Origin of the sequence: Flavobacterium stagni, assembly GCF_004122105.1 — a bacterium.
GTDB classification, from domain to species: domain Bacteria; phylum Bacteroidota; class Bacteroidia; order Flavobacteriales; family Flavobacteriaceae; genus Flavobacterium; species Flavobacterium stagni.
The window spans coordinates 46799-70104 of sequence record NZ_SBKN01000004.1; the positions used below are offsets into that span (position 1 = coordinate 46799).

Annotated in this window: 22 protein-coding genes; 11 read left to right on the forward strand and 11 right to left on the reverse strand. The window is 38.8% G+C overall.

Features of this window, described 5'->3' with window-relative positions; genetic code table 11:
- Positions 1-63: 63 nt before the first annotated feature.
- Complete coding sequence (locus tag EQG61_RS07625; protein ID WP_129461332.1) at positions 64-1653, reverse strand: peptide chain release factor 3; 1590 nt, start codon at positions 1651-1653, stop codon at positions 64-66.
- A gap of 205 nt (positions 1654-1858) precedes the next feature.
- Between EQG61_RS07625 and EQG61_RS07630 the strand changes: the two genes are divergently transcribed.
- From EQG61_RS07630 to EQG61_RS07650, 5 genes are all read left to right on the forward strand, one after another.
- The gene (locus tag EQG61_RS07630) at positions 1859-3826 is read left to right on the forward strand and encodes a peptidylprolyl isomerase (RefSeq protein WP_129461333.1); all 1968 of its coding nucleotides are present in this window, start codon (positions 1859-1861) and stop codon (positions 3824-3826) included.
- A gap of 5 nt (positions 3827-3831) precedes the next feature.
- The gene (locus EQG61_RS07635; protein ID WP_129461334.1) at positions 3832-5232 is read left to right on the forward strand and encodes a peptidylprolyl isomerase; all 1401 of its coding nucleotides are present in this window, start codon (positions 3832-3834) and stop codon (positions 5230-5232) included.
- 25 nt (positions 5233-5257) lie between these two features.
- Positions 5258-6211 (forward strand): AAA family ATPase, encoded by a 954-nt coding sequence (locus tag EQG61_RS07640; RefSeq protein WP_129461335.1) that lies wholly within the window; start codon positions 5258-5260, stop codon positions 6209-6211.
- Complete coding sequence (locus tag EQG61_RS07645) at positions 6211-6570, forward strand: hypothetical protein (RefSeq protein ID WP_129461336.1); 360 nt, start codon at positions 6211-6213, stop codon at positions 6568-6570. Before EQG61_RS07640 ends, EQG61_RS07645 begins: the two co-directional genes overlap by 1 nt.
- Positions 6571-6767: 197 nt before the next feature.
- A complete protein-coding gene (locus EQG61_RS07650) occupies positions 6768-9035 on the forward strand; it encodes an aconitate hydratase (protein WP_129461337.1) in 2268 nt (755 codons plus the stop codon).
- A gap of 92 nt (positions 9036-9127) precedes the next feature.
- Here EQG61_RS07650 and EQG61_RS07655 read toward each other — a convergent pair whose 3' ends face one another.
- The 4 genes from EQG61_RS07655 to EQG61_RS07670 all read right to left on the reverse strand — a co-directional run bounded on the left by EQG61_RS07655 (position 9128) and on the right by EQG61_RS07670 (position 13302).
- Positions 9128-9544, reverse strand: a complete 417-nt coding sequence (locus tag EQG61_RS07655; RefSeq protein ID WP_129461338.1) for a hypothetical protein — start codon at positions 9542-9544, stop codon at positions 9128-9130.
- A 219-nt stretch (positions 9545-9763) separates the two neighbouring features.
- Positions 9764-10159, reverse strand: a complete 396-nt coding sequence (locus EQG61_RS07660; protein ID WP_129461339.1) for a hypothetical protein — start codon at positions 10157-10159, stop codon at positions 9764-9766.
- Between the two features lie 153 nt (positions 10160-10312).
- Positions 10313-11761, reverse strand: coding sequence for a glyceraldehyde-3-phosphate dehydrogenase (locus EQG61_RS07665; RefSeq protein ID WP_129461340.1), 1449 nt, complete (start codon positions 11759-11761; stop codon positions 10313-10315).
- Positions 11762-11913: 152 nt separating this feature from the next.
- Positions 11914-13302, reverse strand: coding sequence for a S1C family serine protease (locus EQG61_RS07670; RefSeq protein ID WP_129461341.1), 1389 nt, complete (start codon positions 13300-13302; stop codon positions 11914-11916).
- Positions 13303-13436: 134 nt separating this feature from the next.
- Between EQG61_RS07670 and dapF the strand changes: the two genes are divergently transcribed.
- The 5 genes from dapF (at position 13437) to EQG61_RS07695 (ending at position 17437) form a co-directional block, all read left to right on the forward strand.
- Positions 13437-14219 (forward strand): diaminopimelate epimerase, encoded by a 783-nt coding sequence (gene dapF / locus EQG61_RS07675; RefSeq protein ID WP_129461342.1) that lies wholly within the window; start codon positions 13437-13439, stop codon positions 14217-14219.
- Entirely contained in the window at positions 14219-14746 is a 528-nt protein-coding gene (locus EQG61_RS07680) for a GNAT family N-acetyltransferase (RefSeq protein WP_129461343.1), read from the forward strand. Before dapF ends, EQG61_RS07680 begins: the two co-directional genes overlap by 1 nt.
- A gap of 10 nt (positions 14747-14756) precedes the next feature.
- Positions 14757-15791, forward strand: coding sequence for an endolytic transglycosylase MltG (gene mltG, locus EQG61_RS07685; protein ID WP_129461344.1), 1035 nt, complete (start codon positions 14757-14759; stop codon positions 15789-15791).
- Positions 15792-15794: 3 nt separating this feature from the next.
- On the forward strand, positions 15795-16703 hold the full coding sequence (locus EQG61_RS07690) for a DUF2279 domain-containing protein (protein ID WP_129461345.1): 909 nt from the start codon (positions 15795-15797) through the stop codon (positions 16701-16703).
- Positions 16704-16801: 98 nt separating this feature from the next.
- Complete coding sequence (locus EQG61_RS07695) at positions 16802-17437, forward strand: lysozyme family protein (RefSeq protein ID WP_129461346.1); 636 nt, start codon at positions 16802-16804, stop codon at positions 17435-17437.
- A 27-nt stretch (positions 17438-17464) separates the two neighbouring features.
- Here EQG61_RS07695 and EQG61_RS07700 read toward each other — a convergent pair whose 3' ends face one another.
- From EQG61_RS07700 to dnaA, 3 genes are read right to left on the reverse strand one after another with little or no spacing between them, the layout of a single operon-like run.
- On the reverse strand, positions 17465-18187 hold the full coding sequence (locus EQG61_RS07700; RefSeq protein ID WP_129461347.1) for an SAM-dependent methyltransferase: 723 nt from the start codon (positions 18185-18187) through the stop codon (positions 17465-17467).
- Positions 18187-18648 (reverse strand): low molecular weight protein-tyrosine-phosphatase, encoded by a 462-nt coding sequence (locus EQG61_RS07705; RefSeq protein ID WP_129461348.1) that lies wholly within the window; start codon positions 18646-18648, stop codon positions 18187-18189. The genes EQG61_RS07700 and EQG61_RS07705 overlap by 1 nt, the downstream gene beginning before the upstream one ends.
- Positions 18649-18694: 46 nt before the next feature.
- Positions 18695-20122, reverse strand: coding sequence for a chromosomal replication initiator protein DnaA (gene dnaA / locus EQG61_RS07710; protein ID WP_129461349.1), 1428 nt, complete (start codon positions 20120-20122; stop codon positions 18695-18697).
- A gap of 186 nt (positions 20123-20308) precedes the next feature.
- On the opposite strand from dnaA, the gene EQG61_RS07715 reads away from it, so the two are divergent.
- On the forward strand, positions 20309-20713 hold the full coding sequence (locus tag EQG61_RS07715) for an acyl-CoA thioesterase (protein WP_129461350.1): 405 nt from the start codon (positions 20309-20311) through the stop codon (positions 20711-20713).
- On the opposite strand, the gene EQG61_RS07720 is transcribed toward EQG61_RS07715, so the two are convergent.
- The 3 genes from EQG61_RS07720 to ribD form a co-directional block, all read right to left on the reverse strand.
- On the reverse strand, positions 20710-21354 hold the full coding sequence (locus tag EQG61_RS07720) for an IMPACT family protein (RefSeq protein WP_129461351.1): 645 nt from the start codon (positions 21352-21354) through the stop codon (positions 20710-20712). The two genes, EQG61_RS07715 and EQG61_RS07720, sit on opposite strands and share 4 nt — an antisense overlap.
- A 287-nt stretch (positions 21355-21641) precedes the next feature.
- A complete protein-coding gene (locus tag EQG61_RS07725) occupies positions 21642-22250 on the reverse strand; it encodes an HAD family hydrolase (RefSeq protein ID WP_129461352.1) in 609 nt (202 codons plus the stop codon).
- Entirely contained in the window at positions 22243-23286 is a 1044-nt protein-coding gene (ribD, locus tag EQG61_RS07730; RefSeq protein ID WP_129461353.1) for a bifunctional diaminohydroxyphosphoribosylaminopyrimidine deaminase/5-amino-6-(5-phosphoribosylamino)uracil reductase RibD, read from the reverse strand. The genes EQG61_RS07725 and ribD overlap by 8 nt, the downstream gene beginning before the upstream one ends.
- Positions 23287-23306 lie beyond the last annotated feature (20 nt).

The following is a 23306-nucleotide window of genomic DNA, read 5'->3' on the forward strand; positions in this document are numbered from 1 at the left end:
AATAGAGTATAATCGATTAAATGATTGTTAATTGCCATAAAATTGTAGTTTACAGTAATTTTTTTAATCAATTTCTGATGTAAAAAATAATTTTACCGTTGGATATTTACTTTGTGTCATTTGAATGGTAAAATCTGAATCCGCTAAAAATACTAATTGTCCATACTTGTCATGTGCTAGAAATTTTTGCTTGATTCGTTTGAATTCCAAAAACTCCTCATTTTTTGGATCTTCGGGTTTTACCCAACAGGCTTTATGAACGGGGAAATTTTCATACGAACATTTGGCACCGTATTCGTGTTCTAAACGATATTGAATTACTTCATACTGAAGAGCGCCTACCGTACCAATGACTTTTCGATTATTCATTTCTAAGGTAAATAATTGGGCTACTCCTTCATCCATTAATTGATCGATGCCCTTTTCAAGCTGTTTGGCTTTCATCGGGTCAGCATTGTTAATGTATCTAAAATGCTCCGGTGAAAAACTGGGTATCCCTCTAAAATTCATGATTTCTCCTTCGGTCAAAGTATCTCCAATTTTAAAATTCCCAGTATCGTGTAAGCCAACAATGTCACCCGGAAAAGAAATATCGACAATTTCTTTTTTCTCAGCAAAAAAGGCATTCGGACTCGAGAATTTTAAACTTTTCCCCAATCGCACATGCGTGTAGAGTTTGTTGCGTTCAAAGGTTCCTGAAACAATTTTAATGAATGCCAAACGGTCACGATGTTTAGGGTCCATATTGGCATGGATTTTAAAAACAAATCCCGAAAGTTTGGTTTCTTCTGCAGCGACCAATCTTGTATCCGATTCTTTAGCTCTCGGGCTAGGTGCAATTTCAATGAAACCATCCAATAATTCTCTTACTCCAAAATTGTTTAATGCCGATCCAAAAAATACAGGTTGCAGCGTGCCATTTAAATAACGCTCTCGGTCAAATTCAGGATAGACTTCTTGAATTAATTCCAATTCATCTCGCAATTTTGAAGCAGCTTTATCTCCTATTATTTTATCCAATTCTGGATTCTGAATGTCACTAATTGCAATGACATCTTCTATGTTTTTGCGACTATCGCTGCTGAATAAATTGATGTTCTTTTCCCAAATATTGTAAATCCCTTGAAAATCGTAACCCATTCCTATAGGAAAACTCAAAGGGGTAACTTGTAGTCCTAATTTTTTTTCAACTTCATCCATCAAGTCGAAGGCATCTTTACCCTCACGGTCTAATTTATTGATGAAAACAATAATAGGTATATTACGCATGCGGCATACTGAAACTAGTTTTTCAGTTTGCTCCTCAACCCCTTTAGCTACGTCAATCACAACAATAACACTGTCTACAGCAGTTAATGTACGGTACGTATCTTCCGCAAAGTCCTTGTGACCTGGCGTATCCAGAATATTGATTTTTTTGTCTTTATAGTTAAAGGCCAATACAGAAGTAGCCACCGAAATTCCCCGTTGACGCTCAATTTCCATAAAGTCACTCGTGGCGCCTTTCTTGATTTTGTTACTTTTTACCGCACCCGCTTCTTGAATGGCTCCTCCGAATAAAAGGAGTTTTTCAGTTAATGTGGTTTTTCCAGCATCCGGGTGAGAGATAATGCCAAAGGTTCGTCGACGTGCGATTTCTTGTAAAAAATTCATAACTTCTAAAATTGGCTGCAAAAATACTATTTATCATTCAATTATTTCCATTAATGCTGCTTCGAAAATTGCATTTGAAAAGTGTTAATAAATTTTTGTTAATAGTAAGGTGGCGACTTGTTTAATACCTGCGTTTTCTTACTTTTGTTGATTCGAACCTAACCTTTTTAGATACGTTGAACAAACGATAATTCGAGCTAAAATTATGAATTTAAGAAATTTATTTTTTGCCCTTTTGACCGGACTAACAATGTCGGCTCAACAACAAAATTCTGGCAAAGAAGTGCTTTTTACCATTGATAAAAATCCCTATTATACCGATGAATTTATTCGAGTTTATAACAAAAACTTAGATTTGGTAAAAGATGAATCCCAAAAGAATTTAGACCAATATCTCGAACTCTTCATCGGATATAAACTAAAGGTTAATAAAGCGTTTAAATTGGGCTTGCAAAATGGAACCCAATACCAAAACGAGTTAAAATCGTACCGTACCCAATTGTCCAAAAATTATTTAATGGACTCAAAAGTAACCCAAGAATTGTTGGATGAAGGGTATGAACGCCTCAAAAAAGAGGTCAATGCGTCTCATATACTTTTAATGGTGGATGAAAATGCAGCACCTGCGGATACATTAGCTGCCTACAATAAAATTATGGCAATTCGTGATCGTATTGTGAAAAATGGTGAAGATTTTGGAACAGTTGCTATGGCTGCTTCTCAAGATCCATCGGCAAAAGAAAATAAAGGAAATTTGGGGTATTTTACCGCGTTTCGGATGGTGTATGCTTTTGAAAACGGTGCATACAATACTGCGCTAGGTCAAGTGTCAATGCCCGTTCGTAGTCGTTTTGGCTACCATATTATCAAAGTTAATGATATTCGAAACAATAGAGGTGAAGTAGCCGTTTCACACATCATGATTCTGAAACCCAAGGAAGGCGAAGACCCAACTAAAGCAAAAACTACAATTGACGAAATTTACCAAAAATTACAACAAGGGGAGCAATTTGAGGAATTGGCGAAACAATTCTCCGAAGACAAATCTTCTTCCACCAAAGGCGGTGTACTTAACAAATTTGCTTCGGGTCAATTAAGTTCGGAAGAATTCGAAAATCAATCGTTTGCTTTAACTAAAGAAAATCCACTTTCAAAGCCTTTTGAGACTGCTTATGGTTGGCATATTGTGAAATTGAATGACAAATTCCCACTTCGAACTAAGGATGAAATGAAAATGGAGTTGGAGAATAAAATCGCTCGTGATGATCGCTCCAAGAAAATAAGTGATGCTTTGGCGGTGAAACTGAGAAAAAAATATCCGGTTAAACCAGAATCTAAATTGTATAAAGAGATTGCCAAATCAGTCGATGATTCTTTTTACAAAGGAGAATGGAAAATGCCAGCAGATTTGAAAAAGTTTGATACAAAACTTTTTGTTATTGGCTCAAAAGAAATAAAGGGAGGAACATTTATGGATTATTTGTATTCCCAACAAAAAAGTGCGGTGGGTATCAAACCGGTTTCAAAATTAGTGGATTATTATTTTAGTCGTTTTGCTGATGAGCAACGCGCTGTTTTCAATAATGAAAATCTTGAAAATGAATACCCTGAGTTTGCTGCTGTTATGAGCGAATACCGTGACGGATTGCTTTTGTTTGATTTAATGGAAAAAGAAATTTGGCAAAAGGCAAAAACAGACAGTATTGGTTTGAAAGATTTCTATGAAAAAAACAAACAAAAATACCTTTGGAAAACGCGTTTTGATGCAGAAATTTATTCTTCTACCAAACCCGATGTAATGAAAAAGGTGTTGGCTCTATTGAAGAAAGGGAATGATGCCAAAACGATTAAAGAAAAATTCAATAGTGAAAAAGAGTTGAATGTGATGATGTATGATGGCATCTACGAAGAAGGGGCAGATGCCTTACCTAAAAACATCAAAGCCGGTGAAACCTACACTGAGATTTCGCAAAAAGGGGAATATTATTACATTGCAAAAATTCGAAAAGTGATTCCGGCAGGAGTCAAGTCTTTGGAAGAATGCAAAGGAAGAGTGACCAATGAATACCAACAGTTTTTAGAACAAAATTGGATTGACACGCTTAAAAAAGAATTCCAAATCAACATCAATAAAGACGTGTTTGAACGCGTAAAACAACAAATAAAGAAATAAAACCAATGCATACATTCAAATTAATCCGAATTCTTTTTTTAGGTTTATTTATAGCTACACCAATGGTGGCTCAAGAAATTATTCCAGAAAAGCAACCTGAAAAAAAATCGGTGAATCCACCCAAAAAACAGCGTATTGATGGAATAGTTGCGACTATTGGGGATTATAATATTCTTGATTCAGATATTGATAAGACATATTTAGAAATTGAAAGTCAAGGCCAGTCAACAAAAGATATCACGCGTTGTCAAATTCTGGGCAAATTAATGGAAGAGAAATTGTATGCGCATCAAGCCATTCAAGACTCCATCCAGGTAAAAGATGAAGAGGTTAAAGAGCGAATGAATCAACAAATTGATTACATGGTGGAGCAATTGAAGTCCATGGATGCTGTAGTCAAATATTTCAAAAAAGATAATGAAGATGAATTTCGTGCAGAGTTGTTTGATATCTTAAAACAACAGCAATTGGCCTCAGAAATGACCAAGAAAATTGTGGGCGCTGTGGAAATTACTCCAGAAGAAACGCGAACATTTTTTCAAAAATTATCCAAAGATGATTTGCCCTTAGTAGGTTCTGAAGTGGAAGTTGCCCAAATAGTGATTACACCGAAAGTAAGCGATGAAGAAAAGAAAATCGTTATTGATCGTCTAAAAGAAATAAAAGCTGAAGTGTTAAACGGGGCCAGTTTTACCACCAAAGCCGTTTTATACACTGAAGATCCGGGTTCCCGTTCAAATGGAGGATATTATAAAATAAACAAGAAAACACCTTTTGTTAAAGAATTTAAAGATGTAGCGTTTTCATTGCAAGAAGGCGAAATATCGGATCCTTTTGAAACTGAATTTGGGTTCCATATTATTTATTTGGAAAAAGTCAGAGGTCAAGACTTGGAAATTCGCCATATCTTGATGAAGCCCAAGGTGACTAGCACTTCATTAAAAGAAGCCCGTGAACGTGCCGATTTAATTCGCAAGCGTATCATGGATAAAGAAATCACATTTGCAGATGCAGCCCGTACCTTATCCGATGAAAAAGAAACCCGTGCTAACGGTGGTGCCTTGATTAATCCAAAAACGCAGGATACGCATTTTGAATTGACAAAAATGGATCCCGAATTGTATAGCCAAGTTTCCAATTTAAAAAGTGGTGAAGTGACTCAAGTGTTGTTTGATGATGACGGACGTAACGGGAAACGCTATAAAATCATTACGGTAACTTCTAAATCAGACGAGCATTTAGCCGATTTTAGTAAAGATTATACCAAAATCCGTGAGTTGGCTCTCAAAGAGAAGCAATTAAAAGCCATTGGAAAATGGTTTGATCAAAAAATTAAAGAGACCTATATCAAAATTAATGGTGAATACAAAGAATGTAAATTCACCAACAATTGGTTGAAAAATTAATCCCTAATTCTAGCACACACTATATATGTCAGATGTAACAGCGATTCAAAATTTAGTTCAAAAACGCAACGAACTTAAGACTGAAATTTCAAAAGTAATAGTAGGTCAAAATGCCGTGGTGGACCAAATCTTGTTGAGTATTTTTTCAGGAGGACATGCTTTGCTCGTAGGTGTGCCCGGATTGGCAAAAACGTTGATGGTAAATACGATTGCCCAAGCTTTGGGCTTGGATTTTAAACGTATTCAATTTACACCCGACTTGATGCCATCCGATATTTTAGGAAGTGAAATTTTAGATGAAAATCGCCAGTTTAAATTTATCAAAGGTCCCGTTTTCTCCAATATTATTTTAGCTGACGAGATTAACCGTACACCACCCAAAACACAAGCCGCTTTGTTAGAAGCCATGCAAGAACGTGCGGTGACTATTGCGGGACACAATTACAAATTGGATTTGCCTTATTTTGTATTAGCAACACAAAACCCCATTGAACAGGAGGGAACCTATCCACTTCCTGAAGCTCAATTGGACCGTTTTATGTTTGCTATAAAATTGGAATATCCCACTTTTGAAGAAGAAGTGCAAGTGGTGAAAAGTACGACCAATGACTCCAAACCCACCATCAATGCGTTGTTTACAGGTGAGGAAATCATTGAGTTCCAACATTTGATTCGCCGTATCCCTGTTGCCGATAATGTGATTGAATACGCTGTAGGTTTGGTGAATAAAACCCGACCCAATGGAGCCATGGCTTCGGATTATGTGAAAAATTATTTGGATTGGGGCGCTGGACCTCGTGCTTCGCAAAATTTAATTTTAGCCGCCAAAGCCCATGCTGCTTTTTCGGGTAAATATTCGCCTGATATTGAAGATGTCAAAGCGGTTGCTGAAGGGATTTTACGACACCGTATTATCAAGAATTATAAGGCAGATGCAGAAGGAATCTCGGAAGAAATGATCATTCAAAAACTACTGTAATGATTAAAAAAGTACTGTGGTTTATCCCGGATTTTTTTATCGTATCCATCGCCCTTTTTTGGTTTTTAGAAAACTATTTAGAGTCGGGACTGATCAATTACTACGCTCTCGTTGCAGCATTTTTAGTAGTTGTCGCAGCAATGAGTAAAGTTCGTTTGCTAGGTATGCTCATGGGGGCGTTGACGGTACTCTTTTCCATTTTTTTGGGATTTCGGTTTTACGCTTTATATTCTGAAATCAAAGCCATCCCGAATGCCTCAAGTCTCACCTTTTTATTGATGGGTATATTTATAGTGAGTTTATTGAGCGGACTTCTTTTATTCTTCAAATACTACAAAAGAACCGAACACAGCGATTAGTTTCACAAGCCTAGGTTTTGGTTAAAAAAATCAAGTATTTTTAATTTTTCTTCGATAAAATACTATTTTGGTAAAAATCATCTATTGATTTTATCTATTTGGCAAATTATTTCTGCTGATAAAGATAATTGATTAAATATTTTTTAAAAGTACATCGTTTTCGTAAATTTGCGTTGCAAACAAATAAACCTTTTTTTATGGCTTTTGATATTGAAATGATTAAAAAGGTGTATGCTAACATGCCACAACGTGTGGATCAAGCACGTGCGTTAGTGGGTCGTCCGCTTACACTTTCTGAAAAGATTTTATATGCGCATTTGTGGGAGGGTACTCCATCACAAGCGTTCTCTAGAGGTAAAGATTATGTAGATTTCGCACCAGACCGCGTGGCATGCCAAGATGCCACTGCGCAGATGGCTTTGCTGCAATTCATGCATGCAGGAAAATCTCAAGTTGCTGTTCCAACAACAGTACACTGTGACCACTTGATCCAAGCGAAAGTAGGAGCTACAACCGATTTAGCCGTGGCCAATTCACAATCGAAAGAAGTATTTGATTTCTTGTCTTCGGTTTCTAATAAATACGGTATTGGATTCTGGAAACCGGGTTCAGGGATTATTCACCAAATTGTTTTAGAAAATTATGCATTTCCAGGAGGAATGATGATTGGAACCGATTCACATACGGTGAATGCAGGTGGTTTGGGAATGTTAGCTATCGGTGTTGGTGGAGCAGATGCCGTAGACGTAATGTCCGGCATGTCGTGGGAATTGAAATTTCCAAAATTAATTGGAGTTAAATTGACCGGTAAATTAAACGGTTGGACGGCTCCAAAAGATGTTATTTTGAAAGTGGCCGATATTCTAACTGTAAAAGGAGGAACTGGGGCTATTGTGGAATATTTTGGTGAGGGTGCTGAAAACATGTCTTGTACAGGTAAAGGTACCATTTGTAACATGGGAGCTGAAATTGGAGCTACCACTTCTACTTTCGGTTATGATGATTCTATGCGTCGTTATTTGATTGCCACTGGTCGTCAAGATGTAGTAGATGCAGCTGACCAAGTAGCGGCTTATTTGACAGCAGATGCTGAAGTATATGCAAACCCAGAACAATACTTTGATCAATTAATCGAAATTAATTTATCTGAACTAGAGCCTCATATCAACGGACCTTTTACACCAGATCGTGGAACGCCAACATCGAAAATGAAAGAGGAAGCGGAGAAAAACGGTTGGCCATTAAAAGTAGAGTGGGGATTGATTGGTTCTTGTACTAATTCATCGTACGAAGATATGGCACGTGCAGCTTCTATTGTGGAGCAAGCGGTTGCCAATAACATTACCCCAAAAGCAGAATTCGGGATTAATCCAGGTTCTGAACAAATCCGTTACACGATTGAACGCGATGGTATATTAGCCACATTTGAAAAAATGGGAACAAAAGTGTTTACCAATGCGTGCGGACCTTGTATTGGACAATGGGATCGTGAAGGTGCAGATAAAGGAGAGAAAAATACGATTGTTCATTCATTCAACCGTAATTTCTCCAAACGTGCCGATGGAAATCCAAACACCCATGCTTTTGTGACTTCTCCAGAAATGGTAGCTGCTTTAGCTATTTCAGGTCGTTTAGACTTCAATCCAATTACCGATACAATTTTAAATGATAACGGTGAAGCGGTTAAATTGGCGCCACCAGTCGGAGACGAATTACCTTCTAAAGGTTTTGCCGTGGAAGACGCGGGCTATCAAGCGCCTGCTGCTGATGGTAGTGGGGTGAATGTTGTAGTTTCGCCAACTTCTGAGCGTTTGCAATTGTTAGATCCGTTCCAACCTTGGAATGGTCAAAATATTACAGGAGCTAAATTGTTGATTAAAGCGTTTGGTAAATGTACAACGGATCATATCTCGATGGCCGGACCATGGTTGCGTTTCCGTGGACATTTGGATAACATCTCAAACAACATGTTAATTGGTGCTGAAAATGCGTTCAATGGAAAAGCCAATTCGGTGAAAAATCAATTGACAGGTGCGTATGATGAAGTGCCAAAAGTACAACGCGCCTACAAAGCCGCAGGTATTGCTTCAATTGTAGTAGGTGATCAAAACTACGGAGAAGGTTCTTCACGTGAACACGCTGCAATGGAACCAAGACATTTAGGAGTTTCTGCTGTATTGGTGAAATCATTTGCCCGTATTCACGAAACCAATTTGAAAAAACAGGGGATGTTAGCGCTTACTTTTGCTAACGAAGCCGATTACGATAAAATCCAAGAAGATGACACATTCAACTTTGTGGACTTGACAGCATTTGCTCCAGGAAAACCGTTGACATTGGAAGTTGTTCATGCTGATGGTTCTACGGATACAATCCTAGCTAATCATAGTTATAACGAAGGACAAATCGAATGGTTTAAAGCAGGTTCTGCCTTGAATCTTATTGCTGCCGCAGGTAAAGCCTAATCGGTTAGTAATACATTTTTGCATCAAAAAACGCCCCTTGCACAAAGGGGCGTTTTTCTTAATAACCTAAACAAAATAATAATATATGAGTGCTATTCTTCGACGGCTATAGCCGTTTGGGATAATGTGGGTGTGGATTTTCCCGGATTTACATAAACTTCTGTAATACCGTTGTCCCGTTCGACAGATTCATAATGAAATTCTATCGAAGTTAATTGTTCAATGCAGGTGATTTTACACGTACCATTGACAAGAGCACCACTAGTGCGCAATTGAATTCGTGTGCCTGATTTCGGTTTGTTCTCTTTGTAATAGTCAAACATCGCAATCGAAATCGGTTCAATCAAATCAGGTCGGGAATTAAAAGTGCTCACTATAATGGTCATACCACTTTTGTATTTCACTATATATTCCATACCATTCTTTCCATAATTGTAGGGAACAGTAACCTGATTTTGTGCATTTCCATAGAGACTGACTAGTACAATTAAAAAAGCTAATTGTCGCATAGTCTAGTAGGTTGGTTTATAATAGATTTGGGGACTATTATGATGAACGTACTTTCTTTTTCTTGATTCAATATTACAACATTAAATCGATAAAATACAAATAAAATCGATGAAATGCATTAAAAAATAATAAATGTAATAATAGTATTACAATAAAGTTGTTTTTGAGTATAAAAAAACCGCTGCGATGAGCGGTTGGTGTATTATTAAAAGTAAGGTTTATCCAAAAGTATTTCGGTATAATTCCGTAATTCCATCCGGCCATTCTACTTTTTCATAGTGGAATTCAATCGTCGTCAACTTCCCTTTTTTGGTCACAATGCATTTTCCAGTCACTTTTGCTTGTTGCCCTTCAATGGTCAGTGTAATAGGGTCAGTCCCATTTTTCCGTAAATTTTCCCAATAATATTGAAAAATGCGTTGCGCTATATCTTCTTTTAAATTGAGTTTGGAATTATACGTACTTACAATAATGGTCTCTCTCGGAGTGTTTGCGATGAGTTCCATTCCGTTATAGCCGTACCGATAGGTTTTGGTACACGCTTCTGTATTGGCATCTTGTGCCAATACAAATTGACCTGCTGAAAACAGCATAAGCATTAGTAATTTTTTCATGATCAAGTAGTTTGGGCTATTTTGATAAGGCGAATATAGAAATTTTTTTCATTCAGCAATCATTAACTTGGTGAATATTAAGACTATCTTAATTTATTTAACAAAAAAGTCCGGTTTTTGGACCGGACTTTTTTAATACTGAATTAATAACTATTAATAATAAGTGTATCGTCTTACTTTTGAAATGTATTTGGCCAATCGAATCACTTGATGACTGTAGCCGTATTCGTTATCATACCAAACATATAATACAATGTTTTTTCCATCAGCAGACACAATAGTCGCATTACTGTCATAAATGGATGGGGCAGAAGTGCCTACGATATCCGAGGAAACCAATTCGTTATTCAATGAATATTTGATTTGTTCCACTAATTCTCCTTCTAAGGCATACTTACGCATGATATTGTTTACTTCTTCAACCGAAGTTGTTTTTCCCACTTCTAAATTCAAGACCACTAAAGATCCATTTGGTACGGGAACACGAATAGCATTAGAAGTTAACTTACCTGCCAAACTAGGTAATGCCTTAGCCACAGCACTGCCTGCTCCAGTTTCTGTAATCACCATATTTAACGCAGCTGCTCTTCCTCTACGGTATTTTTTATGCATGTTGTCCACTAAATTTTGGTCATTCGTATACGCGTGGATTGTTTCTAAGTGACCTTTTACTACTCCTAACGTATCTTCAACCGCTTTTAAAATCGGAGTAATAGCATTGGTAGTACACGAAGCCGCCGAGTAAATTTTTACTTCATCAGGGTTGTATTCGTTATGATTAACTCCGTGTACAATATTAGGAACACCTTTGCCTGGCGCCGTCAATAATACTTTTTCCACACCTTTGGATGTCAAATGACGTTTCAAGGCTTCTTCTGTAGTGAACGCCCCAGTATTGTCAATCACCAAAGCGTCTTCAATACCGTATTGGGTATAATCGATTTCCTCTGGTCCAGCGGCCGTGATAATATGTACCGTTGTACCGTTGATTACTAATGCATTGTTGGCTACATCTGCAGCAACCGATCCTTCAAAATCACCATGAACGGAATCATAACGCAATAAAGAAGCTCTTTTTTCTAAGGATTGTGCATCATTGCGGTCTCGCGTCACAATCGCACGCAAACGCAATTGCTCTCCTTTACCAATTTTACTCATCATCTCACGCGCCAATAATCGTCCGATTCGTCCAAAACCATAAAGCACGACGTCTTTAGGTTTGATTTCTTGCGACTTTTTCGAATCTTTCAAACGATCAATCACAAAAGCACGGGCATCGTGCATGGTGTTGGTGTCTAAATGAAATTCGTAGGTCAATTTTCCAATATCGATACGAGAGGGCGGTAAGTCTAAATTAGAAAGTGCTTTGACAATTTCATCGGTATCAAAAACATTAATGGGTTTTTGAATGAATTCCCCTGCATATTCATGCAAGTTCATGATGTCACTGACGTTGCGGTTTAATAAAGGATTACGGAAAAAAATCAATTCGATGGATTTGTCGTACCATAAATCGCTCACAATTTTAATAATGTCTACGGCCGCTTTTCTGCGATCCACTTGAAATGCCAGTTCTTTCTCGTATTGCTGGATATTCGTCATAAGTATTGGGTTAAGGTTGTGTTGTACATTTATTTAATCCGGTGCAAAAGTAATTAACTACAACGTTTTCGTAAAATATTTTGCCAACTTTTTTCCAAAAAAAAACCACCTCTTACATTGGAGGTGGTTTTGAGAATTATAATGTCTAAATATTAGATGATAAATCGTAAAACTTGTCCGTTTTTCGTAATCAATTGAACACTCGCACCCTCGCGATCGTCTTTGTTGCCTAATATTTTAGAAACCGTTTCAATATCCGTCGCATTGGCATTGTCAATGCGCAATATTACACTGCCGATTAATTCGTCTTTATAAGGCAACAATCGTTCGTTGGTAATGTCTTTGATTTTTACACCCGATTCAATATTGAATCGCTTTTTGTCACCTGCATTGATGTTTTCCAATTCCATACCTCGGAATTCGGTATTCATCAAGTCGTTTTTGATCAACGTTACAGGTACAATTTTCGTCGAGCCATCACGAATAATCGTCACATTTACTTTGTCATTCGGACGTTTCGTGTTAATGTAGCCATTTAATTCTGAATAAGAAGTGATTTTTTGATTGTCCAATTTGACAATAATATCTCCTTTCTTAATTCCTGCTTTGGCTGCTCCCGAATTTTCAATCACATTGGTAATGTAATAGCCTTCCGTTTGTTTTAATCCGAGTTGTTTTGCTGTCGTACCATTTAATTCATTCCCCACAGCACCCAATACGCCGCGTTGTACATTTCCAAATTCCATAATATCCTCAATGATTTTACGGGTAATGTTGGATGGAATCGCAAAAGAATACCCTGCATAGCTTCCCGTTGGCGAGGAAATCATCGTGTTGATGCCCACTAATTCACCTTTTGTATTCACTAAGGCACCACCACTGTTTCCTGGATTCACAGCCGCATCAGTTTGGATGAAAGATTGAATCCCGTTGGTGTCTAAATTTCTTGCCTTAGCCGAAACAATTCCTGCGGTAACTGTAGAAGTAAGATTATACGGATTCCCAACAGCCAAAACCCATTCGCCAACTTTCACTTGATCCGAATCGGCAAATGTGGCAAATGGTAACTTTTCATCCGCATCAATTTTTAATAAAGCCAAGTCCATTTTGGCGTCGGTTCCAATTAATTTGGCTTTGTATACTTTTTTGTTGTTTAATGTGACTTCCAACTCAGAAGCATCCTTGATCACGTGATTGTTGGTCACAATATAGCCGTCTTGGGAAATAATGACGCCCGAACCTGTTCCAACTTGCTCTTGTTGAATGCCGCCACGGGAACCGTAGAAAAATTCGCGTATGGGATCATAAACGGTTCTCACGGATACATTTTTAACGTGCACAACCGTATGCACTGCATTGTCTGCAGCTGCAGTAAAATCAATATTTTCAGCTCCCATGCCAACGGTTCGTGTTCCGTAATTGGGCGCTAACGTGACTAAACCGTCACGTGAATTTCCTTTTTCAATAAATAGTTTATACGCACCTAAAGTAGTTGCACCACTCAAAAGCGATACTAAAAACAAACTTGATAATCGTTTCATACGTCAAAAATTAGTTCACTATTTAACCTCAAAATTATTAAAATATTACCCGGACCCTTTTCCTTTAACGCTCGTTTAACATTGTTTAACGTGCTATTAATATTCGTAACTTTGTTCTTTATACAAAAGTAAAAATGCTGCTCAAATTTCAAAAATACCAAGGAACCGGTAACGACTTTATCATGGTCGACAACCGTACTTTATTTTTTCCCAAAAATGATACCAAACTTATAGAGCATTTATGCGACCGTCGGTTTGGCATTGGTGCCGATGGATTGATATTGCTGGAAAATGACACCCTGTCAGATTTCAAAATGGTCTACTACAATTCCGATGGAAATGAGAGTTCGATGTGCGGCAATGGTGGGCGTTGCTTGACCGCTTTTGCGAAAAGTCAAGGCGTAATTGAAAATAAAACAACCTTCAATGCTGTCGATGGATTGCACCATGCGCATGTTGATTCCAATGGAATCATATCGTTACAAATGATTGATGTGAACACAATTTCACTACAACCGGAGTATGTTTTTTTAAATACGGGTTCGCCCCATCATGTGACACTTGTTGATGATTTGTCTTCGTTCGATGTAAAAAATCAAGGAGCCGCCATTCGCTATTCGGATTTGTACGGCAAAGCGGGTAGTAATGTGAATTTTGTACAGCCTTTAGGTGAAAATCATTTTCGATTGCGAACCTATGAGCGCGGTGTTGAAGATGAAACACTTTCCTGTGGAACGGGCGCTACAGCCACAGCCATTGCAATGCATGCATTAGGAAAAACCACAGCCCATGTCATCGATTTGGATGTGGAAGGGGGAAAATTGCAAGTTGCCTTCGAAGTTAACGACGGGAAATACTCCAACGTACATTTAATCGGGCCAGCTACTTTCGTTTTTAACGGTGAAATTGAAATCTGATGCAAACCTTACACGGAACTAATTTATACTTGCGTGCCCTCGAACCCGAGGATTTAGCCTTTTTATATGCTATCGAAAACGAGGAATCCATTTGGGAAGTAAGCAACACGATCACACCTTACAGTCGGTTTTTGATACGGCAATACCTAGAAAATGCCCATCAAGATATTTTTGAAGCCAAACAATTGCGTCTCGCGATTTGCCAAAAAGGAATGGAAGAAGCGATTGGTTTAATTGACTTGTTTGATTTTGATCCCGTCAATCGTCGTGCGGGAATCGGAATTATCATCAAAGAAGAACAAAATCGCGGAAAAGGTTGGGGGAGAGAAGCTTTACATTTGTTGGTAGATTATGCATTTACGCATCTTCAATTGCACCAAGTCTATGCAAATATTGGTGAAGATAATGCGGCGAGTATAGCCCTTTTTACTACATTTGGCTTCCAAAAAATAGGCGTAAAAAAAGATTGGATTTGTCGCAACGGACACTATTTTGACGAATCCTTGTATCAATTGATTCAAAATTAAAACAATAAAAATGTTCGCAAATAAGAAAAAATTACTGTACAGTATTGGTGGGTTAGTGCTTATCGTGGGGATCGGATTCTATCTTCGTTTTTTTGCATCGAATACAACTTTTAATGAAGAGGAAAAATGGGTAACAGTTCCAACAGGTTCCAATTTTGAAGAGGTTAAAAAAATAATTGCGCCTTATATCGACGGAATGGGTGGATTTGAAAACATGGCAGCACTTCGTCGTTATGATCAAAATGTAAAACCCGGGCGTTTTTTATTAAAAAAGGGTATGGGTAACTTCGGGATCGTTGCCGCATTACGCCACAATATACCCGTTAAACTGACTTTCAATAATCAAGAACGATTGGAAGATTTGTGTGTGCGCTTCAGTCAACAAATTGAACCCGATACAACGCAATTGATGAAAGTGTTTCGCGATTCTATTTTTTTAAAAGAAAATGGATTTACAAAAGAAAATGTAATCGCCATGTTTATCCCCAATTCCTATGAATTTTATTGGAATATTTCAGCCGAAAAATTCAGGGATAAAATGTTGAAAGAATATAAAAATTTCTGGAATACCGGTCGTTTGGCCAAAGCCGAAAAATTAGGAATGTCTCCTGTAGAAGTGATTACTTTGGCTTCTATCGTGCATAAAGAAACGGTCAAAAAAGATGAACGTCCCCGCGTAGCCGGTGCTTATTTAAATCGCTTGGAGCAAGGGATGCCTTTACAAGCGGATCCTACGGTAATTTATGCGTTGAAATTAAAGGATAATGATTTTACCAAAGTCATCAAAAGGGTATTGTATGGCGACCTTACGCTGTCTTCTCCTTATAATACGTATGTGCATGTAGGTTTGCCTCCAGGACCCATCGCAATGCCTGATATTACAGCTATAGACGCAGTTTTAAATCCCGAGAAACACAATTATATTTATTTCTGTGCTAGTGTAGATCGTTTTGGTTATCATGAATTTGCGGCTACCTATCCAGAACATCAGGTGAATGCCAAGAAATACGCCGATTGGATCAATTCTACTGGAACGACACGCTAACGAATGTATCGTTTTCTATATACAATACTATTGCTGTTCACCTTGAGTCTTCACGCTCAACGTGAACAGTTTTCTTTTTTAAAACCCTCCGACTCGTTAAATAAACCGAGAAGAAATGCGGTAGTGATAACTACGACAGGATTAGCAACCACTGCATTAGTCGGACTCCATCAATTGTGGTATAGCGATTACCCGCAATCCAAGTTTCATTTTATTAATGATAATGACGAATGGCTACAAATGGATAAAGCTGGCCATTTGCTATCGTGTTATCATCTTAGTAGGTTGAGCGCTGAATCATTTCGTTGGGCCGGCATGTCGCAAAAAAGTCAGTTGCTCTATGGCGCTGCTTCGGCTTGGGCATTTATGTCGGTTGTCGAAGTGTTTGATGGTTATTCTGCAGAATGGGGCGCTTCATTGGGCGATGTAGTGGCCAATACAACCGGGACGGCATTGTTTGTGAGTCAGGAACTGCTTTGGAAAGAACAACGAATTCTTCCCAAATTTTCCTTTCATCAAACTTATTTTGCGCCGCAACGCCCCAATACGCTAGGGAGCTCGTTCAACGAACAATTATTGAAAGACTACAACGGACAAACCTATTGGCTCTCTGCCAATCTTCAAGCCTTTACCAAAAGTAATTTTATCCCCAATTGGTTAAATGTAGCAGTAGGGTATGGTGCAAATGGATTATTAACCGGAAAAAGTGAAAATAATACCGTTTTAGGATTAAATAACTATCCACGAGAACGACAATTTTACCTCAGTCTTGATATAGATTTAACGAAAATTCGTACAAAAAATAGAATTTTAAAGACGGTATTTTCAACCTTCAACTTTTTAAAAATTCCTGCGCCAACCCTTGAATATCAGGCGTCCGGAAAATGGAAAGGACATTGGATTTACTTTTAACAAGCAATTAACTGCCTGATATTCAATATTTATTTCAAAAAAGGTCGTATATTCGCCCCCGCTAATCAAGTGGTGACAGGGCTTGGAAAACAAACTATATGATCAGAAAATGGACGTATTATCTTACCATTTTACTTGTAATCGGATTTATTAGTTCCGCATTTAAACCCTTAGACGTAAGCGACCACAATTGGTTTTACGTTGATGAGCAGGATGAATTAGTATACCAACTTCCTTCTCAAAATCCAAACGACTATAGTAACAATACAATTCCTTTCACAGGAAAGTATTTTATCGGTTTTAAAGAAGCTTTAGCTTTCAAAGAATCGCAAGGGAATTACAAAAAAATCAATACCAAAGGGTTTATGGGGAAATACCAATTTGGTCCCCAAACCTTAGCCTCGATTGGTATTCACAATCCAGCAGCTTTTATGCGTAATCCTGAATTACAGGAAAAAGCATTTGTTGCCTTGTTGAAAAAACACAAATGGGTTTTGCGTGACGAAATCAAACAGTACCGCGGAAAAACAATAGGCGGTGTTTACATCACCGAATCCGGAATTCTAGCGGCCGCTCACTTAGGTGGCCCTGGATCTGTTCGACGCTTTTTGAAGAGCAATGGCGAACGGAAATGCCGTGATGGGTACGGTACATCCGTGAAAACCTATATGAAACGATTTGGGGGTTATGAAACCCATAATCTTTTAGCAGAAAAAAATCCACAAGTAAAATAAAAAAATAGCCTCCGAATTGGGGGCTTTTTAATGGGTTTTATGCAGGATAAAAATCGCCGGACGTTTATCCAAATCTACCTTTTGTCTTTTCCAGTCAGCTATACGTAGCGTTTTTATATATTCTGTAGGAAGTGTGATATCTGCTGCAATACACAGTAATGTATTGGGTTGTAAATGCTGAAGTAAATCTTCTAGAAGTCGATTGTTTCGATACGGTGTTTCAATGAATAATTGGGATTGGTTGCGTTCCAATGAAAGGCGTTCCCAGTTTTTTAAAGCGGTTTTCTTTTCTCCTTTGTCAATCGGTAAGTAACCGTTAAAGGCAAAACTCTGACCGTTCATACCACTGGCCATCATTGCCAATAGGATAGAGGAAGGTCCCACTAAAGGTACTACTTGGATGCCACGCTCATGGGCGAGTTTGACAATGTCAGCTCCCGGATCAGCGACGCCAGGACAACCCGCTTCACTCATTAATCCTACATTTTTTCCTTCCATGCACGGTTGTAACATGCTGCGGTGTTCACTTGCTTGAGTATGCTTGTTTAAGGTGCTGAGTTGTAAAGAGGGTTGGGGTTTTTCAGGTGTAATTTTTTTAATAAAACGACGCGCCGTTTTTTCATTTTCAACGATGTAAATATCAATGACTTCGATAATGCGTTGAACAGTATAAGGCAAAACTTCCATCGGATCATTTTCACCTAAGGTAATTGGAATAAGATACAGTTTTCCTCTGGGTGTCGTTTCCATTATTTCTCCAATAAACGTTGGGCAATAATATCGGTGGCTTCATCCAACATTTCGTAAACCATGTCGAAGCCATTTTGCAATCCGTAATACGGATCGGGTACATCTACATTATCACCGGGGAACAAGGCGTCCAAAATCAATTGCACCTTTTGCTTTTGTGCCTCATTTTTGGCTAAAAAAACCACATCGTCATAATTGGAATTGTCCATGACATAGATGTAATCAAAAGTATCGAAATCGTTGACAGTAAATTGACGAGCCTTTTGGTGTGAAATATCTAATCCATTTTTATCAGCCGTAGCAATAGAACGATGGTCCGGTTGACGACCAACATGGTAGTTTCCCGTTCCAGCGGAATCAACAAAAAACTGATCTTTAGGCAATTTGGAGGCCAAAAGTCCTTCCGCCAATGGCGAACGACAAATGTTGCCCAAACATACCATTAAAATTTTAACAGGCATGATGGAAAAGTGTACTTAAATTTCGGCACAAAAGTACGAAACCCGACTACAATGACAACTTTTTGTTGATATCTTCCACAAACTTTTTGAACTGTTTGTCGGTGGCTACTAAGTTGTCAACTGTTTTACAAGCGTGAAGAACCGTAGCGTGATCGCGGTCACCAATTTGTGAACCAATATTTGCTAAAGAAGCTTTGGTGAATTTCTTAGCAAAGAACATGGCTAATTGGCGCGCTTGCACTACATGGCGCTTGCGGGTTTTAGATTGTAACGTGTCAATGTCCAATTGGAAATAATCCGAAACCACTTTTTGGATGTAATCAATTGAAATTTCACGTTTTACATTTTTAACGAATTTCTCGACGATACTTTTCGTTAATTCAATGGTTACCTCTTTTTTGTTGAACGATGACTGGGCGATCAGAGAAATGATGGCACCTTCCAATTCACGAACATTGGATTTGATGTTTTGCGCCACATATTCTACAATGTCATTTGGCATTTCTACGCCATCACGGTACAAAATGTTACGTAAAATTGATACGCGCGTTTCGTAATCGGGTTGGTGTAACTCCGCCGAAAGTCCCCACTTAAAGCGAGACAATAAACGTTGCTCTATATCTTGCATATCCACCGGCGCTTTGTCAGAAGTCAAGATAACTTGCTTGCCGTTTTGATGCAAATAGTTGAAAATGTGGAAAAACACATCTTGTGTTCCTGATTTTCCAGAAAGGAATTGCACATCGTCAATGATTAATACATCAATCAATTGATAGAAGTGAATAAAATCGTTTCGGTTGTTTTTCTTAACCGAATCAATATATTGTTGGGTGAACACTTCGGCTGAAATGTACAGCACGGTTTTTTCAGGATATTTGTCTTTGATTTCAACCCCAATGGCATGGGCCAAGTGGGTTTTACCCAAACCAACGCCACCAAAAATCAAAAGTGGGTTGAATGAAGTGCCTCCTGGTTTATTCGCTACAGCCAAACCTGCAGAACGGGCTAAGCGGTTGGAATCCCCTTCCAAGAAATTGTCAAAACTGTAGTTCGGATTTAATTGCGACTCAATTTTAACATTGCGAATTCCTGGAATCACAAACGGATTTTTTAACTCCGGATTCAAGTTTTTGTACGGAGCGTCAACGTTTTGTGATTTAATCGGACTGCGGTGAGCACTTGGCAACTGCTCCGTGAACGGTTGTTTGTTGCCATAGGTGTTTTCCATCTTAATTTTATACAGTAACTTTGCGTTTTTTCCAAGTTCTCGGGTTAACGCCACCTTTAACAGTTTTACATAGTGTTCCTCGAGCCATTCGTAAAAGAATTTGCTCGGAACCTGAATGTACAATGCATTATCAGTAAGTTCAACGGATTTGATAGGTTCAAACCAAGTTTTGAAAGCTTGCTCCTGGATATTGTCCTTTATGAATGAAAGACAATTCTCCCATACTGATTGCGCAGTTTTACTCATAAATCTGTTAAAATTAATAATTTGTTAAAGGTTCTGTTGCTGAGGAAAAGCACGATTTGCTTCCTAAATTTTGGGTTAACAAATATGTGAACAATTTTGGTTAAAAAAAAATAAAACCCTATTGATTTTTTGAAAATATTGTTGTAAAGAATTTTCCAATCATAGATTAACGGCATAAAAATATAGATGAAATTAAATGAAGTTCACGTTCGGGTTCGCTACAGCGAAACGGACCAGATGGGAGTGGTGTATCACGGGAGTTATGTGCCCTATTTTGAGATAGGGCGCGTGGAATGGCTCAGAAATAGGGGGATTTCGTACAAAGCCCTCGAAGAAAGCGGGATTGCACTTCCCATTGTATCCATGCACATCAATTATAAAAAACCCGCACGGTATGATGATTTGCTCACCATCACAACACGTTTAAAACAATATAGTGGCGTGAAGATTGAATTTGATTGCGAAATCCGCAGTGAAAACGATGAGTTATTAACAACTGCTCATTTTATACTCGTTTTTGTCGATGTCAAAACAGGACGTCCTATTGTGCCGCCAACCGAAGTTTTGGAAATCATGAACGCAGATAATTAATCCAAGCGTTGGATTTCAATTTCAAATAAGGAATTAAAAATGTCGAAGATACTTTCGGCATTTTTTTTTCGGGTAGCCACCACCACTTCACAACGCATTTCCATCGCCTGGGAAACCAATTCCAAATTCTTTTCCTTAATCACCCGCATCACTTTGTTGAGGTTTTTGTAGTCAAAAGTGACCTTAAATCGAACGTCAATCGTGCGCTCTTCAATCGTTGAAGCCTCCAATGTCATTTGCGCCGAAGTGCGGTAGGCCGAAATCAAACCGCCTACTCCCAATTTAATCCCACCAAAAAAGCGCACCACCACGACCAAAACATTGGTTACACCAAACGACTGAATTTGTCCATAAATAGGCATACCCGCCGAGTTGGAAGGTTCGCCATCATCGTTGGCGCGGTAACTAATTTTCTCCGTACCCAATTGGTAGGCATAACAAAAATGAACCGCCCCCACATGCTGCTTGCGCAACGTTTCCAAATGTTCCTTCACTTCAACCTCTGTCTCTACCGGAAACGCATAGCCAAAAAACTTGCTGTGCTTCTCCTTATATAAGGTCTCCTCGGAAGGTGCCGTTAATGTGAGGTACGTATCGTTCAAAATAAAATCGTTTGAGTCGGCAAAAATAATAAGTTTCATCCGATTTTGGGCGTTGCCTCCGGCCAGGCTTTCGGGAGTCGCTACCCTCGTGACCTCGGGTGAGCTCCAACAATCCCTCAATCCTTAACGCGGGGCAGTGCTAAAGGGATAATGTGACAATGTGTCGATGAGACAACCTGCCTGCCGGCAGGCAGGTGAGTCGATGTGGAAAAGTGGAAAGAGTTTAAAAGAGTGTAATGGTAGTAGTTTAAATGTTTAACGGAATTGTCATTTTCAAATTTTCAAATGAATTAATTTTCAAATCTTCCTAATCTAAATTCTAAAATCTACAAAGGAAACTCCTTATGTTGGAACAACTCGGTGACGTCTTCTTTGCCCACCTGTAAATTCCAAACATACAAGCCCAATGCTTCTGCCGCGTCCGTGTTTACTTTTTTGTCGTCAATAAATAAGGTGCGTTTGGGCGATAAATCGTATTTATTGAGGATGTGATTGAAAATCTCGGGTTCGGGTTTGCGCATGCCCATTTCATAGGAGTAAAAGACTTTTTCAAAACAATTATAAAAGTCGGTGTAAAACGACATGCCCACTTTGTGTTCAAATTTACTGATGTGAATCTCATCCGTATTGGTCAACAAAAACATGCGGTATTTGCCCGAAAGCATTTGTAAAAACTCCAAACGCTCCAAGGGGAATTCACCAATAATCGAATTCCAAGCATCACGAATTTCCAACAACGTAGCATTCGGAATGTAGTTATGAAAAGATTCCAAAAATTCTTGCTCCGAAATTTTTCCCTTCTCAAACAAGTCATTCTGTGCAATCAAATCGTCTTTCGGACCGTCTAATCCCAATTTTTTAAACGCTTCAATTTGCGCTTCCTTCTCTAAATTGATGAAGATGTCTCCAAAGTCAAAAATAATGGCATCAATCATGACGGTAATACATTTTTAATTGATTCTCAACTATAGTTTCAGTGTGCGCTACAGGGGCATTGAATTGCGGTGCAGCTAGGCCCGAACCCAATGTAATCCCACTTTCAAACACCCGCGCTTCATCCCATAATCCCGCGTCTATAAAACTTTGTAAGGTTTTTTGACCGCCTTCGATGAGCACCGATTGCAGTCCTTTTTGAAATAAAATTCCTGCAATTTGTTGGGGGAGCGAACTCTCAAATATACAATTTTGATAATCAACTTGGTCGGTTGCCGTCAAATTTTCTTCGGCAGTAATCACAATTGTAGCAGTTTTTCCGTCTTTTACATGAAAGTCGGTACTAATTTTCCCACTGCGATCCAAGACAATCCGCGTCGGATTCTTGCCCCACCAATCCCGAGTATCCAATTTCGGGTTGTCGTCCAAAACGGTTTGAGTGCCCACCAAAATCGCTTGCTCTTCACTGCGCCATTGATGCACCAATTGGCGCGCATATCGGTTCGAAATCCAAACCGGTTCTCGCTTTTCTTTTGCCAACGGCGCTATAAACCCATCCGCCGATTGGGCCCATTTTAGTATTATATAAGGTCGCTGTTGATTGTGAAAGGTGAAAAAGCGTTTGTTGAGTGCCCGACATTCGTTTTCCAAAACGCCAACCGTCACATTTCTTCCCGCTGCGCGCAGTCGCTCAATGCCTTTTCCAGCCACCGCTGCAAACGGATCAACCGTACCCACCACAATATTCGGAATGCCTTTTTCCAAAATTAAATCAGAACACGGCGGCGTTTTGCCAAAATGACTGCAAGGTTCCAAACTCACATAAATCGTCGCCTCTTTCAAAAGTTCGGGATTTTTCACCGAGCGAATAGCATGAACCTCCGCATGGGGTTCGCCCGCTTTTCGGTGCCAACCTTCTCCGATAATTTGGTCGTTGTGCACGAGCACACTGCCCACCATCGGATTCGGATACGTGGTGCCCAAGCCATTTTGCGCCAATTGAATGCAACGCTGTATGTATTTTTCATGTATCTTCACCCCACAAAAATACGATTACC